Source organism: Bradyrhizobium sp. LM2.9, from assembly GCF_054056555.1.
The window spans coordinates 33398-48724 of the sequence record NZ_JBSRYJ010000002.1 but is presented as its reverse complement, the minus strand read 5'-3'; the positions used below and the strand labels follow the sequence as shown (position 1 = coordinate 48724).

Genomic DNA, 15327 nt, shown 5'->3' with positions numbered 1-15327 from the left:
TTGTAAACGATATAGGTCAATCAAACTGTCCTTGATGCCTCTGGAGACCTGAAAATGCCCGCCGGTTCCAGCAAGAAGCTCTTCGTCGGCCCGCGCTTTCGGCGGATCCGGCAGCAATTGGGGCTGTCGCAGACCCAGATGGCCGAGGGGCTCGGGATCTCGCCGAGCTATGTCAACCTGATCGAGCGCAACCAGCGTCCAGTGACCGCGCAGATCCTGCTGCGGCTGGCCGAGACCTATGACCTCGACCTGCGCGACCTCGCCACCGCCGACGAGGATCGCTTTTTCGCCGAGCTCAACGAGATCTTCTCCGACCCGCTGTTCCGCCAGATCGACGTTCCCAAGCAGGAACTGCGCGATCTCGCCGAACTCTGCCCCGGCGTCACCCATGCGCTGCAGCGGCTCTACGCCGCCTATACCGAGGCGCGCCAGGGCGAGACCCTGGCCGCGGCGCAAATGGCCGACCGTGACGTCGGCACGCGCTATGAGGCCAATCCGGTCGAACGCGTCCGCGAGCTTATCGAGGCCAACCGCAACTATTTTCCGGAACTCGAGCAAGCCGCGGAAACTCTGCGCGACGAACTGAACGTGCCGGCCGAAGAGCTTTATGCGGCGCTCGCCGCGCGACTGCGCGAGAAGCATTCGATCCAGACCCGCATCATGCCGGTGGACGTGATGCGCGAGACGCTGCGGCGCTTCGACCGCCACCGCCGCCAGCTCCTGATCTCCGAGCTGGTCGACGCGCCCGGCCGCGCGTTCCAGCTCGCCTTCCAGCTCGGCTTGGGCGAATGCGCGCAGCAACTGGAGACCATCATCGGCCGCGCCGGCCCGCTCGACGACACACCGCGGCGCCTGTTCCGCATCACGCTCGGCAACTATTTTGCGGCCGCCGTGATGATGCCCTACCCCGCGTTCCTCGCCGCGGCGGAAGCGCTGAATTACGACATCCATCTGCTGGCGCAGCGCTTCAATTCCGGCTTCGAGCAGGTCTGCCACCGGCTCACCACCCTGCAGCGGCCGAACGCCCGCGGCATTCCCTTCTTCCTGCTGCGTGTCGACAATGCCGGCAACGTCTCGAAGCGCTTCTCGTCCGGCACATTCCCGTTCTCGAAATTCGGCGGCACCTGTCCGCTGTGGAACGTGCACTCGACCTTCGACACCCCGGATCGCCTGCTCAAGCAGGTGATCGAGCTGTCCGACGGTACGCGTTATTTCTCGATCGCGCAGATGGTGCGCCGCCCCGTCGCGCCGCACCCGCTGCCGCAGCCGCGCTTCGCCATCGGCCTCGGCTGCGAGATCCGTCACGCCGCGCGCCTCGTCTACGCCGCCGGCATCGATCTGGAGAAAACAGAGGGCACGCCGATCGGCGTCAACTGCCGCCTCTGCGAGCGCGAAAACTGCGCTCAGCGCGCGGAGCCGCCGATCACGCGCACGCTGATCCTGGACGAGACGACGCGGCGGGTGTCGAGTTTCGCGTTCTCGAATGCGAGGGAGCTGTGAAGCACACCGCTGTCATGCCCCGCGAAGGCGGGGCATCCAGTACGCCGCGGCCTATCGGTTCAATCGCTGCTGTCTCGGAGTACTGGATCGCCCGGTCAAGCCGGGCGATGACAGTTGAATGCGCGGCTGCACCCAAGTCCTACGCCAGCGTATGCACGATCACCGGCCCCGCGGCGGCGCGGGCGTCGCCTGCAAGCAGCGGGCCGAGATCCTTCTCGATCCAGGCGATCGCGCGCCGGTTCGCCTCCTCCGCCTGTTCGAACTTGTCGAAGATCGAGATCGCGGTCACCGTGTCGTCGCCGGCATAGACGACGTAATACGCACGGAAACCGTCGACGTCGCTGATGATCGGAACGGCGCCGTCCTTGATGCGGCGCGCCAGCTCTTCCGCGCTCCCGCTTTTCGCCTTGGCCTGACGGATGGCGGCATACATGGCATCCTCCTACCGGCTGTCTTGATCTACGGACCTGGTGCCCGCACCGCATGCTACGCCGAACCGTGCGGGCGATCCACGCTTGGTTAACCCGACACTAATCCACTTCCGCGATCTGCAACCAACGGTTAAGCACGCCTCAACATCGGTGCCTTAGTCTCGCCCCACTCACTTTTCGCAAACAACGATGGCCTAGTCTGCCGCGTCAAGTGACATCAGGGGGTTTATCATGCGCATTGCGCTGCTGCTGACCGCGACCATTGTCGGCGCGCTCATGGCCAATCCATCCAATGCCGGACCGCTCGATGCGTCCGCCGGCGCGGCGCAAGCGTTGCCGCCGGGATTCCAGAGCTACCGCGGCTACATGTTCGACATCTCGGAGAATTCCGACCGCAAGGATGTCGACAAGCTCACCGAGAATCTGAAGAGCCAGATCGACGTGGTCGAGGGTGCCGGCCTCTCGCCGCGCGTCCTGCGCTTCTTCCGCACCGTCCCGATCATTGCGAGCGAGCTCGCCTGCCTCGACGACGGCGCCGCGACTGCCTGTTACGGCCGGGTCGCCCCGAACGTCGAGCGCCGCGTGCCGCGAACGCTCACTGTTTGGGACCATGCCACGCAGCGCTGGACCAATCCCAATGCCGTCGACCTAGCGGTCGATTCGGGCCTCGGCGTAATCATGCTGCGGCCCGACATGATGCGTTACGAGAAGGAGGCCGTGCTGCTGCACGAACTCCTGCACGCCTATCACGCGCGGCTGTTGCCGGACGGCTACGCCAACAAGGGCGTGATCGGCTATTACGCCTACGCCAAGTCCAAGGACCTCCTGCCCAAGGAAGCCTATGCGATGAAGAATCACATGGAATTCTTTGCGGTGACCGCCAGCATCTTCCTGGCCGGGAAGAGCGAATTCCACGACCCGAAGTCGCGCGAGACGCTCAAGGAGAAGATGCCGGACTATTACAAATATCTGGTCGGCGTGTTCGGCTTCGACCCAGATCCGGCAGCGTCGAGCGGCCCGGTCGCCTCGCTGAAGTAACGCAGAAAGCGCCAAACCAAGCCAAAGAGCCGCGCGAAATGCGCGGCTTTTTTTGTTTTGTAAACCGGAAGCTGCGGATGACTCCCGGCGGGGAATTGCCAAGGCGGGGCCCGATCTGCATAGTCCCGCCCGCATCGATACTGTTTTCGAAGAGGATAGAACAACATGGCGGACGCCGACCTGGATGTCGTGATCCGGCAACTGGCCAGACAGCTGCATACGGGCCTGATGACCCGCGCCAAGGAGCGGCGGGATCGCTTCAATGGCCTTGCGGCCAAGGCCAAGAGCAAGGAGACCGGCGATCGCTTCAAGATAATGGCGAAGGCCACCATGGAGCAGGCCACCACCGCCGCCAAGCGCCTGCAGATGTCCGCCGACAATGTCGCCGACAGCTACGCACGGTCGATGCGGATTGCCGCCAGCACGCCGGTCGCAGTAAAGGTGGAGAAGAAAGCCGCCAAGGAAAAGCCTGTGAAGAAGGCGAAGAAGGCCAAAGCCAGGAAGTCGAAGTAAGCTACTCACCGTCTTGGCGCGGCCACTTCGGTTGGCTCGGCGCTCGCGAGTTCGGCGAGTTTTGCGCGCGCCGCATCGCGAGTGTGGGCATTATCCTTGCCGGCGGGCAGCGCCAGCGTGGCCTCGAAATCGGCGCGCGCCTCATCCGCCCGGCCGCGGGCGAGGAATGCGAGGCCGCGGGCGAGCCGGGCCTGCGCATCCGAGGGGTCGAGGCGGACCGCGGTGTTGTAGCTCAGGATCGCGCGATCGAGATCGCCGGTGGCGGCGAGCGCGAGACCGCGCTGGTGATAGGGCGCGGCGAGCCTCGGATCATGCGCGATCGCCTCGTCGTAATCCTCGATGGCAAGTTCGAAATCGCCGTTCTGCCGGCGCGCCAGAGCGCGGTCGCGATAGAGCGAGGCGCGGTTGGGATTGAGGTGGATGGCCTCGTCGAAATCCGCGATCGCCCGCCGCCAGTCGCCATGGCGCAGCGCGATCCGCCCGCGCCCCTCATAGGCAAAGGCGATCAGCGATCCCCGCAGCGGCGAGAAGCCGATCACCGCCGAGCAGATGTCGGGATCGTCCTCGTCCCCGCAATTGACGACCGTGTGCGTGGACAGGCCAATGAGCACGCCCAGGACGATCAGCAATGGTACTGCAGCTTTGGTCATCTTCGACCGTGGCAGGCAGTGGGCCGGCCACGCATCCCCTTTCGAAGGAACAGTTTCGCGAAGGTGTTAACACCGGCTGGGACCAGCCTGTGTGCGTCAGGTCACAAAGCATGCAAATTCCCAGCCGCGTCCGCATCAGCCCCAAGGGCCGCGTGAAGAGGAGCGACCCCACGGACCCCGCGGCGGATAGTTCTCGTTGGCGCCGATCGACGGCGACGCCTGAGCGCCAAGCTCGGCTGCGAGTTGCTGAAGCGCCGCGATACGATTCTGCGTCGACGGATGGGTGGCGAACAGATTGTCCACGCCGTGGCCCGACAGCGGATTGATGATGAACATATGCGCGGTGGCGGGATTTCGCTCCGCCTCGAGGTTCGGGACCTGATGCGCAGCGTCTTCGATCTTCACCAGCGCCGATGCGAGCCAAATCGGCTGACCGGCGATGCGTGCGCCGAGATTGTCCGCGGCGTATTCGCGCGTACGACTGATCGCCATCTGCACCAGCATGGCCCCGATCGGGGCGAGGATCATCATCAGGATCGAGCCGACGATGCCCGGGCCGTTGTTGTCGCGGTTGCCTCCGAAGAACATGCCGAACTGCGCCAGCATCGAGATCGCACCCGCAATGGTCGCGGTAACAGTCATCAGCAGTGTGTCGTGATGCTTGATATGGGCGAGCTCGTGCGCGATCACGCCGGCGAGCTCCTCGCGGCTGAGCTGCTGCATCAACCCGGTGGTAACCGCAACCGCGGCATTCTCGGGATTGCGTCCGGTGGCAAACGCGTTGGGCTGCGGCTCGTCCATCAGGAACACGCGCGGCATCGGCAAGCCGGCGCGGCGCGCAAGCTCGGCGACGAGCCCGACCAGCTCCGGCGCGCTGCTGCGGTCGACCTCATGAGCCCCGTACATGCTCAGCACCATGCGGTCGGAGTTCCAGTAGGTGAAGAGATTGGTCGCGGCGGCAATGACGAGCGCAATCATGGCGCCGGCGGCACCGCCGATCAGATAGCCGACGCCCATGAACAGGGCGGTGAGGCCTGCGAGCAGCATTGCGGTACGAAGATAGTTCATGGCCGTCTCCCGGGTCCGGCCGCCGCCGCTGGAGGCGTTGCAGGCCGGCAAACATGAGGTAGGGACGACCCCGCCCCACCCGCAAGGTTTCCGGGTGCGTCGCGGAGCCGCGGCACTGGTTTGAAGACAATCATTCCATTAAACTTCGTCAAGAATCCAAGCGTCTCCTCCCCTTGCGGAAACCTCATGCCCCAGACCCGAATTGCGATCGCGGCCACCGCTCTGCTCACACTCGCCTTTCCCGCCTCCGCACAGTTCGCGCCACCGCCCGCAAAGCCAGCGGCCCTCAGGGCCACTGCGCCCTCCCCGCGCGCGGCGTCGTGCCACAATGGCGCGAACTTCGATCGCTTCCTGGCTGACGTGAAACAGCAGGCGGTGGCCGCCGGCGTGTCGCAACAAACGATGGCGCAGGCCTCGCCCTACCTCGTCTACGACCAGGGCATCGTCAATCGCGACCGCGGCCAGCGCGTGTTCGGCCAGCTCTTCACTGAGTTTGCCGGCCGCATGGCCGCGCCCTATCGCATGCAGAACGGCCAGCAGCACATCAAGCGACATGCGGCCGCGTTCGCGCGCGCCGAAAAGGAATACGGCGTGCCGCCGGCGGTGATCGCCGCGTTCTGGGGACTGGAGAGCGATTTCGGCGTCAACATGGGAAATCTGCCGACACTGAAATCGCTGGTGTCGCTGGCCTATGACTGCCGCCGCTCAGAGATGTTCGTGAACGAGACCATCGCCGCGCTGAAGATTATCGACCGCGGTGATCTCACACCCGACGAGATGATCGGCTCCTGGGCCGGCGAACTCGGCCAGACCCAATTCCTGCCAGTGCATTACGTCAACTATGCCGTCGACTATGACGGCGACGGACGGCGCGATCTCCTCCGCAGCGAAGACGACGTGATCGGCTCGACCGCGAACTACATCGCCAACGGGTTGAAGTGGCGGCGCGGCGAGCCGTGGCTGGAGGAGATCAAGGTGCCGCAAAACCTGCCGTGGGATCAGACCGATCTCACCGTGCAGCAGCCGCGCGCGAAATGGGCGCAGCTGGGGGTGACCTATCCCGACGGCAGGCCGCTGCCGAGCGACAATCTCGCGGCCTCCGTGCTGCTACCGATGGGACGCAACGGGCCGGCCTTCATGGCGTATCCGAATTTCGCGGCCTATACCGAGTGGAATAACTCGCTGATCTATTCGACCACCGCGGGCTATCTCGCCTCGCGCATTGCGGGCGCAGCACCGATGCGCAAGCCGACCACACCGGTCGCGCAGCTGCCGTTCAACGAGCTCAAGCAATTGCAGCAGCTTCTGGTCCAGGCCGGCTTCAATGTCGGCAAGGTCGACGGCGTGCTGGGCCAGCAGAGCCGCGCCGCAGTGAAGGCGATGCAGGTCAAATACGGTCTGCCGGCCGATTCCTGGCCGACCTCCGAGCTTTTGGCCCGGATGCGCGGTGGCACGGCACAGGCGCAGCCTGCAGCGATGGCACGGTAGAATTTTCGCACTGCACAAGCCGCTCCCGCGATTGTATTTTTCCATGACGGCCCCATGTGAGTGGCTCAGGTTTCTCCTGAGATTCCCCACCACAAGAGCGAGCATCACATGTCCTTCCACGACGCCGCCGTCCCCGCCTATTTGCAAATGCTGAACAGCCTGACCGGCCTGCTCACGAAAGCCGAGGCGCATTGCGCGGCCAAGAAGGTCGATCCGAGCGTCCTGCTGGGCTCCCGGCTGTTTCCGGACATGCTGCCGCTGTCGAAGCAGATCCAGCTCGTCAGCGATTTCGCCTCCAAGGGCTGCGCCCGGCTGACCCATAGCGAAGTGCCCTCCACAGCAGACACCGAGACCAGCTTTGCCGAATTGAAGCAGCGCCTGGCGAAGACCATCGACTATGTGAAATCGTTCAAGCCCGAGCAGTTCGAGGGCGCCGACACCAAGGACGTCACCTTCCCGGCCGGCCCCGACAAATCCATCACCATGAAGGGCCAGCAATTCCTGAGCGCGTTCTCGCTGCCGAACTTCTATTTCCACGCCGCAACCGCCCACGGCCTTCTGCGCCACGCCGGCGTCGAGATCGGCAAGCGCGATTTCCTCGGCGCGAATTAAGTTATGGCCCGCGGCAGCGGAATTCCGCTGTCGCGGCCGAAACTGCATACGAATTGTGCTACGCGGGCCTTGCTGCGTAGCTCGCCTGCACTTTCCGTATGGCTCCTCCCTTGCGCTGATTGCCGCGATGCACAAGTGTTGCAGACCTTTCACCGCCTGGAAGCATTCCCATGAGCCGTTCGACCAAATTGTTTGACACCTACAAGCTCGGCCCGATCACGCTTGCGAACCGTTTCGTGATGGCACCGCTGACGCGTAACCGCGCCGTTCCCGGCACGTTCGTGCCCGGTGCGCTCGCCGCCGACTATTACGGCCAACGCGCCTCCGCAGGGCTTCTGATCACCGAAGCGAGCCAGGTCTCGCAGCAGGGCCAGGGCTACCAGGACACACCCGGCATCTACTCCAGGGACCAGGCCGCCGGCTGGCGCAAGGTCACCGATCAAGTCCACGAGCGCGGCGGCAAGGTCTTCATCCAGCTCTGGCATGTCGGCCGCATCTCGCATGTCGATCTCCAGGCCAATGGCGCAGCCCCGGTAGCGCCGAGCGCGATCCGCGCCAAGGGCAAGACTTTCGTGAACGGTACCTTCGCCGACGTCTCCGAGCCCCGCGCGCTCGAGCTCGCCGAAATTCCCGGGATCATCGACGATTTCAAGCGCGCCACGAAGAATGCGCTCGAAGCCGGCTTCGACGGCGTCGAGATCCACGGCGCCAACGGCTATCTGCTCGAGCAGTTCGCCAAGGACGGCACCAACAAGCGTACCGACGCCTATGGCGGCTCCATCGAGAACCGCGCGCGGCTGATGCTGGAAGTATCCAAGGCCGTCGTGGCCGAGGCTGGCCCCGAGCGCACCGGCATTCGCGTCTCGCCGGTAACACCGGCCAACGATATCTCGGACTCGAACCCGCAAGCCTTGTACGACCATATCGTCGACGGTCTCAGCGCGCTCAAGCTCGTCTATCTCCACGTCGTCGAAGGCGCCACCGGCGGTCCGCGCGACATCGCGCCGTTCGACTATGCGGGCCTGCGCAAGCGCTTCGCCGGCGCTTACGTCGCCAACAACGGCTATGATTTCGCCCTCGCCGCCAAGGTGCTGGAGGCGAACGCGGCCGATCTCATCGCCTTCGGCAAGCCGTTCATCTCCAATCCCGACCTGGTCGAGCGGCTGAAGCAGGGCGCTCCGCTGAACGACTGGGACAAGAACACGTTCTACGGCGGCGGTGCGAAGGGGTACACGGATTACCCGGCGCTGACGACTGAACCGGCGGAGTAGGGCGTCGTCGTCGCTCCATCCTCCGTCATTGCGAGGAGCAACGCGACGAAGCAATCCAGACTACCTCCGTGGAAAGACTCTGGATTGCTTCGCTTCGCGTAACTGCCCAGGTGGCCGTTTGTATTCTCTTGACTGACCACATGTGTTTGTGAGTCAAGGTATGGGTGACGCCGCCAAATTCCTCATTGTCTGTGGACGCCCTGCTGGCCCTGATTGGGGAGTTGCAGGAGCGCAACCTGATGTTGGAGCAGCAGAACGCATTGCTGACGGTGCGTGTGGCCGATCTGGAGCGTCGGCTTGGTCTGGACAGCTCCAATAGCAGCAAGCCGCCTTCGAGCGATGGACCGGGCCAGGCTTCTCGCCGGACACAGAGCCTGCGTGAGCGAGGGTTGAAGAAGCCCGGCGGCCAGCCCGGCCATGCAGGCAAACACTTGAAGCGGTCCGAACGGGTCGATCATACGATCATGCATCGCCCTGTCAGATGCGGGCGCTGCCGAATGGCGCTGGAGGGTGAACAGCTGGAACTTGTCGGCAGCCGTCAGGTGTTCGATCTGCCGGCGCCGGCGCCGCTGCTCGTCACGGAGCATCAGCTCTATCGTTGCAAATGCAGCGGCTGTGGCGCGGTCACGACAGGATCGTTTCCACCCGAGGTAAGGGCGCCGGCGCAATATGGCGTCCGGTTGGCCGCTGTGGTGACCTATCTGTCGGCGGGACAGTTTCTGCCTGAAGATCGGCTCGGGCAAATCCTCTCCGATCTGTTTGGCGTGACCATCTCGGCCGGCACGATCGGACAAATGATCGCCCGGGCTGCCAGCCGGACGCAGGATTTCGCTGCGGCAGTCTGCGAGCAAATCCGCCGGGCACCGGTCAAGCATTTGGATGAGACCGGGTTCTGGGTGGGCGCCACGCCGCAATGGCTGCATGTCGCGGGCACCGCCGGGATCAATGGGCTGGTGCATTATCGCGTCTCACCCAGGCGCGGCGAGGTGCTGACGCAAGCGGCGCATATCGTTGTGCACGACCATTGGACATCCTATTTTCAGATGTCCGGTGTCACGCATGCGCTGTGCAATGCGCATCACCTGCGCGAGTTGACGGCGCTGGTGGACATCGATGGCGAGGCCTGGGCCCGGCGCATGCGCGGGTTGCTCCGCTGCCTGTGCCACGAGGTCAATCTGGCGTCAGAGCATCCAACCGATCAGACAGGCGCGCTGCGTCCCAACAGAATCCGCGCCGCCGAGCGACTTTATGACCGCATTATCCGCGCCGGTATCGCCTGGCACGAGGCGCTACCCGCGCTGCCTCGCGACATCAAGCGCGGGCGGATCAGACGGCGCACGGGCCATAATCTCCTGTTGCGCCTCAAGTTACATAAAGAGGCGGTGCTGCTGTTTCTGCACAACTCGGCGGTGCCGTTTACCAACAACGAGGCCGAGCGCGATGCTCGGATGATGAAATTGCGGCAGAAGATCTCTGCCGGCTTCCGCACCTCACAAGGCGCAGACAATTTCGCCACGCTTCGCACCCTGATCGGTACCGCTCGAAAGCGCGGATGGAACATGCTCGAAACATTGTCCCGATGCCCCACACAACTCATCCACAAACTCAGCGTCGCCTAACCGAGCAAACGGACCTGGGCAGTTACCGCTTCGCTCGCAATGACGGTGTGGAGCAAAATCCACGACAATAAAAAGAAAAAGGCCGGGATTGCTCCCGGCCTTTCGTCGTTACGTTGATGTGCCTTACTTCGCTTCCGCGCGCTTCGGGGGCTGTGCCGGCCACGACTTGATCAGGGTGTCGTAGTCGACCGTCTCGCCCTTCGGCTTTTCGTTGGCGAGCTTGCGCTGGGGAGCAATCGTGCCGTCCTTCTGGGCCTTGGCGAACCAGTATTCGGCCGTTTCCTTCTTGTGCAGCTTCGGACCGCAGGCGCCCTGCACGCCGGACTTCTCCAGACGCTCCATCACGGAGTCCTGGGCGGCGGCAAGCGAGTCCATCGCGGCTTGCGGCGTCTTCGCACCGGACGACGCATCGCCGATGTTCTGCCACCACAGCTGCGCCAGCTTCGGATAGTCGGGCACGTTGTTGCCGGTCGGGGTCCACTGCACGCGCGCGGGCGAGCGGTAGAACTCGATCAGGCCGCCGAGCTTCGGCGCACGCTCCGTGAACGACTTGTCCCAAATGTCGGATTCACGAATGAACGTGAGACCGACATGGCTCTTCTTCAGCGACACCGTCTTGGAGATGATGAACTGGAGATAGAGCCAGGCTGCCTTGCGGCGATCCGCCGGGGTCGACTTGAGAAGCGTCACGGAGCCGGCGTCCTGATAGCCGAGCTTCATGCCTTCCTTCCAGTACGAACCGTGCGGCGACGGAGCCATACGCCACTTCGGCGTACCGTCCGCGTTCATCACGGCGATGCCCGGCTTCACCATGTCGGCGGTGAAGGCGGTGTACCAGAACATCTGCTGAGCGATGTTGCCCTGCGCCGGCACCGGACCCGACTCGGAGAAGGTCATGCCCTGCGCTTGCGGCGGAGCATACTTCTTCATCCACTCGAGGTACTTGGTGATCGAGTAGACCGCGGCCGGACCGTTGGTGTCGCCACCACGCTCGACCGAGGAGCCCACCGGACGGCAGCCTTCCATGCGGATGCCCCATTCGTCGACCGGCAGACCGTTCGGAATGCCCTTGTCGCCGTTACCGGCCATCGACAGCCAGGCGTCGGTGAACCGCCAACCGAGCGACGGGTCCTTCTTGCCATAGTCCATATGGCCGTAAACCTTGACGCCGTTGATCTCCTTGATGTCGTTCGTGAAGAACTCGGCGATGTCCTCGTAGGCGGACCAGTTCACGGGCACGCCGAGCTCGTAGCCATACTTGGCCTTGAACTTGGCCTTGTAGTCGGCGTTGGTGAACCAGTCGTAGCGGAACCAGTAGAGGTTCGCGAACTGCTGGTCGGGCAGCTGATAGAGCTTGCCATCCGGGGCCGTGCCGAACGACTTGCCGATGAAGTCGTTGACGTCCAGCTGGGGATCGGTGACGTCCTTGCCCTCGCCGGTCATGTAGTCCGACAGCGCGATGGTTTGGCCGTAGCGGAAGTGCGTGCCGATCAGGTCGGAGTCGTTGATCCAGCCGTCGTACACGTTCTTGCCGGACTGCATCTGGGTCTGCAGCTTCTCGACGACGTCACCTTCCTGGATGATGTCGTGCTTGAGCTTGATGCCGGTGAGCTCGGAGAACGCCTTCGCCAGCGTCTGCGACTCGTATTCGTGGGTCGTGATGGTCTCGGAGACGACATTGATCTCCATGCCCTTGAAGGGCTCGGCCGCCTTGACGAACCACTCAAGCTCCTTCTTCTGCTCGTCCTTCGACAGCGTCGAGGGCTGGAATTCCGCGATCCATTTCTGGATTGCGGCATCGTCGGCAGCGCGCACCGGCGCCGAGACGGCCAACGACACCGCGACGATGGCGGCGACGCTGGACATCGTCAGAAAGCTATTCTTGGTCAATGGACGTTCCCTTCTCCTAAACTGCCGCATGTTGTTCCTCCGTTGCAGCGACAAACTTTCTACAGGCCCGGGTTGGTCCCGGATCTGGCCGTCCCTTCGCGGGCTAGACAGTGCGAAAAATGAGCACGGCCATGGCCAGCGAAATTCCTGATGCGAGCCAAAGGCGCGAAACTTCAAGTCCGTCCTCGCCGATCGGCAGCGTGGCGAGTGCGTCGGTGCCGGCGAAGGCGATCCAGAGCAAGTGGATGACAGCCGCCATGATCAGGGAGATGAACAGGCGGTCGCCGCGCGTGGTGGGGATGCGCAGCACGCCGACGCGCTCGGTTTCGGGATAGGCCACCCCGAGCCAGGTCATCACGGCAAGCGTGCAGGCGAGCGCGACAAAGAAGATCGCCGTCGGCAGCGTCCAGGCCATCCATGCAATAGATTCCATTGATGCCTCCTAGACCCGGCCGAGCGCGAAACCGCTCGCGATGTAGTTGCGGACGAACCAGATCACGAGCGCGCCCGGAATGATGGTGAGCACGCCGGCTGCCGCGAGCAGCCCCCAATCCATGCCGGCGGCCGACACTGTGCGCGTCATGATCGCCGCGATCGGCTTGGCCTGCACCGAGGTCAGCGTGCGTGCCAGCAACAGCTCGACCCAGGAGAACATGAAGCAGAAGAAGGCGGCGACGCCGATGCCACTCGCAATCAGCGGCACCAGGATCTTGATGAAGAAGCGCGGGAAAGAATAGCCGTCGAGGAAGGCGGTCTCGTCGATCTCGCGCGGCACGCCGGAGACGAAGCCTTCGAGGATCCAGACCGCCAGCGGAACGTTGAAGATGCAGTGCGCGAGCGCCACCGCCCAGGGAGTATCGAACAGCCCGATCGCCGAGTAAAGATTGAAGAACGGCAGTGCATAGACCGCGGCCGGCGCCATGCGGTTCGACAGCAGCCAGAAGAACAGATGCTTGTCACCGAGAAAACGGTAGCGCGAGAACGCGTAGGCCGCGGGCAACGCCACCGAGATCGAGATGATGGTGTTGAGGACGACATATTCCAGCGAGTTGATGTAGCCGGAATACCAGCTCTCGTCGGTGAAGATGCGCTTGTAGTGCTGGAGCGTCGGGGCGTGCGGCCACAGCGTCATCGTCGAGACGATTTCGGCGTTGGTCTTGAAGCTCATGTTGACGAGCCAGTAGATCGGCAACAGCAGGAAGATCAAAAACAGCGCCATGATGAGGCGACGGCCGGGGATCGAATGCATCACGCGGCTCCTTCCTGCGGCTTCCGCTCGGCGCCGGCATTGGTCATGACCGTGTAGAAGATCCAGCAGACGATCAGGATGATCAGATTGTAGACCAGCGACAGCGCGGCGGCCTTGCCGAGGTCGAACTGGCCGAGCGCGATCTTGACGAGCTCGATCGACACGAAGGTCGTCGAATTGCCGGGCCCGCCGCCGGTAACGACGAATGGCTCGGTGTAGATCATGAACGAGTCCATGAAGCGCAGCAGCACCGCGATCAGCAGCACGCGGTTCATCTTGGGCAGCTGGATCGCCTTGAACACCGCCCAGCGCGAGGCGCCGTCGATTTGAGCTGCCTGGTAATAAGCATCGGGGATCGACTTCAGGCCGGCATAACACAACAACGCGACCAGGCTGGTCCAGTGCCAGACGTCCATCACGATCACGGTGACCCAGGCATCGACGGCATTGGAGACGTAATTGTAGTCGATGCCGATCGCGTTGAGCACATAGCCGAGCAGGCCGATATCGGGGCGGCCAAAGATCTGCCAGATCGTGCCGACCACGTTCCAGGGGATCAACAGCGGCAGCGCGAGGATGACGAGGCAGGCCGCGACGGTCCAACCCTGGCGCGGCATCGACAGCGCAACGACGATGCCGAGCGGCACCTCGATCGCGAGGATCACCATTGAGAAGAACAGATTGCGGCCGAGCGAGGCGAGGAAGCGGCCGCCGAGGTCGGTCGAAGGGTCGAGCAGTTCCTTGAACCAGCCGACACCGTTCCAGAAGAACTGGTTGTTGCCGAAGGTGTCCTGCATCGAATAGTTCACAACCGTCATCAGCGGCAGCACTGCCGAGAAGGCGACGACCAGGAATACCGGCAGCACCAGGAACCAGGCCTTTTGGTTGACGGTCTTGTCCATCAGGCGGCTCCCTCCACCAGAAGGCTGTCGGCATAAACGTGGACGTGCGACGGATCGAATTTCAGGCCGGCCGTGCCGTCCGGGCTGGTGAAGCCGGCCGGCGCCCGCGCCGCGAGTTTTGCATCACCGAGGCGCGCACGCGCAAAGCGGATGCGGCCGAGATCGTCGATGCGTTCGATTTTTGCGCTGAGCAGGCCCGGTGCCGGCGCAACGGTTTCGACGAATTCGGGACGCACGCCGATCTCGATCTTCGCGCTTGCCGGAAGGCTGTCGTAGCTGCGATTGAGCGCGATGACGTGACCGTCGATCTTGGCCTCGCGGCCCCTCACCTCGGCCGGCAGGATGTTCATGCCGGGCGAGCCGATGAAATAGCCGACGAAGGTGTGCGCGGGCTTGTCGAACAGCTCGGCCGGGGTGCCGCTCTGCACCACGCGGCCGTCATGCATAACCACGACGGTGTCTGCAAAGGTCAGCGCCTCGGTCTGGTCGTGGGTGACGTAGATCATCGTAAGGTCGAGCTCGCGATGCAGCGCCTTCAACTTGGAGCGGAGCTGCCATTTCAGCTCGGGATCGATCACGGTGAGCGGCTCATCGAACAGCACGGCGGCGACGTCGGAGCGCACCAGGCCGCGGCCGAGCGATATCTTCTGCTTGGCGTCAGCCGTGAGCCGCGTCGCCTTGCGGTTCAGATAGGGCTCGAGATCGAGCAGGCGGCCGATCTCGGCGACGCGCTTGTCGATCTCGGTCTTTGGCACGCCGCGGTTCTTCAGTGGAAACGCCAGATTCTGCCCCACCGTCATGGTGTCGTAGATCACCGGAAACTGGAACACCTGGGCGATGTTGCGCTTCTGGGTTGACAGCGGTGTGATGTCCACCTCGTCGAACAGGATTTTCCCCCGCGACGGCGTGATGATGCCGGAAATGACGTTGAGCAGCGTGGTCTTGCCGCAGCCGGACGGCCCGAGCAGCGCATAGGCGCCGCCCTGCCGCCAGGTCATGGTGACAGGCTTCAGCGCAAAGCTGTCCTGCGGCGCATCATTGCCGCCGTAGGAGTGCGCGAGATCGACGAGGTCAATGCGGGCCATGTCGCATCTCC

At 63.5% G+C, this 15327-nt stretch carries 15 protein-coding genes; 7 read left to right on the top strand and 8 right to left on the bottom strand.

The annotated features are described in order from the left end of the window. The first annotated feature begins 54 nt into the window (after positions 1-54). Positions 55-1500, top strand: a complete 1446-nt coding sequence (locus ACVWW3_RS01795; protein WP_354105242.1) for a helix-turn-helix domain-containing protein — start codon at positions 55-57, stop codon at positions 1498-1500. Between the two features lie 139 nt (positions 1501-1639). Here the strand turns inward: ACVWW3_RS01795 and ACVWW3_RS01790 are convergent, their stop codons facing one another. Continuing rightward, positions 1640-1933 carry an antibiotic biosynthesis monooxygenase gene (locus ACVWW3_RS01790; RefSeq protein ID WP_027543691.1) on the bottom strand — a complete coding sequence of 98 codons (294 nt, stop codon included), beginning with the start codon at positions 1931-1933 and terminating at the stop codon, positions 1640-1642. A gap of 229 nt (positions 1934-2162) precedes the next feature. On the opposite strand from ACVWW3_RS01790, the gene ACVWW3_RS01785 reads away from it, so the two are divergent. After that, entirely contained in the window at positions 2163-2969 is an 807-nt protein-coding gene (locus ACVWW3_RS01785; RefSeq protein WP_247440749.1) for a hypothetical protein, read from the top strand. Positions 2970-3134: 165 nt separating this feature from the next. Continuing rightward, positions 3135-3482 carry a hypothetical protein gene (locus ACVWW3_RS01780; protein WP_247340437.1) on the top strand — a complete coding sequence of 116 codons (348 nt, stop codon included), beginning with the start codon at positions 3135-3137 and terminating at the stop codon, positions 3480-3482. A gap of 5 nt (positions 3483-3487) precedes the next feature. Here ACVWW3_RS01780 and ACVWW3_RS01775 read toward each other — a convergent pair whose 3' ends face one another. Then, positions 3488-4132: a tetratricopeptide repeat protein gene (locus ACVWW3_RS01775; RefSeq protein ID WP_456651079.1), complete on the bottom strand. Its 645-nt coding sequence runs from the start codon at positions 4130-4132 to the stop codon at positions 3488-3490. 135 nt (positions 4133-4267) lie between these two features. Continuing rightward, complete coding sequence (htpX, locus tag ACVWW3_RS01770) at positions 4268-5200, bottom strand: zinc metalloprotease HtpX (RefSeq protein WP_456651080.1); 933 nt, start codon at positions 5198-5200, stop codon at positions 4268-4270. Positions 5201-5386: 186 nt separating this feature from the next. Here htpX and ACVWW3_RS01765 point away from each other — a divergent pair, with 186 nt between their 5' ends. The 4 genes from ACVWW3_RS01765 (at position 5387) to tnpC (ending at position 10190) form a co-directional block, all read left to right on the top strand. Continuing rightward, positions 5387-6688: a lytic murein transglycosylase gene (locus ACVWW3_RS01765; RefSeq protein WP_456651081.1), complete on the top strand. Its 1302-nt coding sequence runs from the start codon at positions 5387-5389 to the stop codon at positions 6686-6688. A gap of 108 nt (positions 6689-6796) precedes the next feature. Next, on the top strand, positions 6797-7300 hold the full coding sequence (locus tag ACVWW3_RS01760) for a DUF1993 domain-containing protein (protein ID WP_456651082.1): 504 nt from the start codon (positions 6797-6799) through the stop codon (positions 7298-7300). 170 nt (positions 7301-7470) lie between these two features. After that, the gene (locus ACVWW3_RS01755; protein ID WP_247340445.1) at positions 7471-8571 is read left to right on the top strand and encodes an alkene reductase; all 1101 of its coding nucleotides are present in this window, start codon (positions 7471-7473) and stop codon (positions 8569-8571) included. A gap of 164 nt (positions 8572-8735) precedes the next feature. Then, on the top strand, positions 8736-10190 hold the full coding sequence (gene tnpC, locus ACVWW3_RS01750; protein WP_456647658.1) for an IS66 family transposase: 1455 nt from the start codon (positions 8736-8738) through the stop codon (positions 10188-10190). 123 nt (positions 10191-10313) lie between these two features. Here tnpC and ACVWW3_RS01745 read toward each other — a convergent pair whose 3' ends face one another. From ACVWW3_RS01745 to ACVWW3_RS01725, 5 genes are all read right to left on the bottom strand, one after another. Continuing rightward, the gene (locus ACVWW3_RS01745) at positions 10314-12056 is read right to left on the bottom strand and encodes an ABC transporter substrate-binding protein (RefSeq protein WP_247440916.1); all 1743 of its coding nucleotides are present in this window, start codon (positions 12054-12056) and stop codon (positions 10314-10316) included. Positions 12057-12183: 127 nt separating this feature from the next. Beyond that, positions 12184-12513 (bottom strand): DUF2160 domain-containing protein, encoded by a 330-nt coding sequence (locus tag ACVWW3_RS01740; protein WP_456651083.1) that lies wholly within the window; start codon positions 12511-12513, stop codon positions 12184-12186. Positions 12514-12522: 9 nt separating this feature from the next. Beyond that, complete coding sequence (locus ACVWW3_RS01735) at positions 12523-13329, bottom strand: carbohydrate ABC transporter permease (RefSeq protein ID WP_007606994.1); 807 nt, start codon at positions 13327-13329, stop codon at positions 12523-12525. Further along, complete coding sequence (locus ACVWW3_RS01730) at positions 13329-14231, bottom strand: carbohydrate ABC transporter permease (RefSeq protein WP_247340449.1); 903 nt, start codon at positions 14229-14231, stop codon at positions 13329-13331. The genes ACVWW3_RS01735 and ACVWW3_RS01730 overlap by 1 nt, the downstream gene beginning before the upstream one ends. Next, entirely contained in the window at positions 14231-15316 is a 1086-nt protein-coding gene (locus tag ACVWW3_RS01725; protein ID WP_354105237.1) for an ABC transporter ATP-binding protein, read from the bottom strand. The genes ACVWW3_RS01730 and ACVWW3_RS01725 overlap by 1 nt, the downstream gene beginning before the upstream one ends. Between the last annotated feature and the right edge of the window lie 11 nt (positions 15317-15327).